The organism is Micromonospora sp. ATCC 39149 (assembly GCF_000158815.1).
GTDB lineage: Bacteria > Actinomycetota > Actinomycetes > Mycobacteriales > Micromonosporaceae > Micromonospora.
Map to the genome: position 1 here is coordinate 189,521 of NZ_GG657738.1, position 1,154 is coordinate 190,674.

Consider the following 1,154-nt stretch of genomic DNA (forward strand, 5'->3'; position numbering starts at 1 on the left):
TCCGCGTGACCCTCGACGAGGACTCCGCCGGGGAAAATCGCCCGCGCCGCCGCCCGCTGAGGGCCCCGCAGCGGGCACGTGCCGGGCGTGGTCACGTCCGGGTGCTGGGGCTACTGAGTGCCCGGTTTGGTCAGGTGCCAGACCAACGCGGCGGCCAGCACCGCGAGCAGCACCACCCCGCCGGACACGCCGCCACCCTCGTCGACGCTGCGGCCCCTGCTGCCGAAGTAGATGACCGCGAGGCCGGCGAGCACCGCCACGACCGTACGCATTCCCCGGTCTTTCACCCCCCGAACGGTACGCAGCAACACCGGGCCGAAAGGGGCAACAACCGCCTTTTCCCCCGCTCGGGTGGTGCCGGTCAGTCGGTCTCCAGGTCGTCGAGAGAGATGGCGTGGGTCATCAGCCAGCGGGCCAGCGCCGCCATCCCGAACAGCCACAGCGGGGCCGACTCGGTGGGGCCGTTCGTGGCGAAGACGGCGAAGCGCAGGTCCGGTGCCCGGTACGCCTCGATCCGCCACCGGTGGCTCTTGTCGCGCCAGACCGCCGAAGGGTCCATTCCGCCACGCTAGGCCACCCCCTGCCCGCAGGGGGTGGCGTTGCCCGCAAACCCGCCCCGCAAACCCGCCCCGCCAGCCCGCTCAGCCGGGCGGCGGGGACACGACGCTGCGGGCGTCGTCGGGCAGACGACGGGTGACGCCGCGGCGGTCCAGCAGTTCCAGCAGCGGCACCGCGACCCGGCGGGTGGTGTCGAGGGCCACCCGGGCGGCGCTGAGCGTGAACGGCTGCGGCAGCCCGGCGAGGACCCGGGCGGCGGCGTCCACGGCCCCGGGCAACAGCACCACGGTGTCGGCCAGCCGCAGCAGCGCACCGGCCCGCACCGCCGCGCCGATTTCCCGGGGCCCGAGCCCCAGCTCGGCGAGGCGGTGCGCCTCCGGGGCCCGGAACGGGCGCTCGCCGCACTCGGCGCGAATCCGGGCCACCGCGCGGGCCACCAACTCGGGCAGCGCGTCGTCGGCCGACGCGGTGACCCGCCCGGCGACCAGCCGCAGCGGCGGGCGCACGAGGGCCTCCACGAGCGCCCGGTCGGGCAGGTCGAGCCGTCGGCGCAGCACGTCGACCGGGACGCTCGGCTCCAAGGGGTGCGCGGCGGC

3 protein-coding genes are annotated in these 1,154 nt (G+C 76.1%); all 3 read right to left on the bottom strand.

Annotated features, from left to right (window positions below):
- Positions 1–110 precede the first annotated feature (110 nt).
- Positions 111–287, bottom strand: a complete 177-nt coding sequence (locus MCAG_RS31965) for a hypothetical protein (RefSeq protein ID WP_157547782.1) — start codon at positions 285–287, stop codon at positions 111–113.
- Positions 288–361: 74 nt separating this feature from the next.
- Positions 362–559 (bottom strand): hypothetical protein, encoded by a 198-nt coding sequence (locus MCAG_RS00845; RefSeq protein ID WP_007071112.1) that lies wholly within the window; start codon positions 557–559, stop codon positions 362–364.
- 82 nt (positions 560–641) lie between these two features.
- Positions 642–1,154 (bottom strand): SelB C-terminal domain-containing protein (locus MCAG_RS00850; RefSeq protein WP_083802151.1); only part of this gene is annotated, 513 nt, incomplete at its 5' end.

What these genes read in the sequence shown, in the direction of transcription:
- MCAG_RS00845 (WP_007071112.1), bottom strand. Translation starts at nt 559, where the DNA reads ATGGACCCTTCGGCGGTCTGGCGCGACAAGAGCCACCGGTGGCGGATC.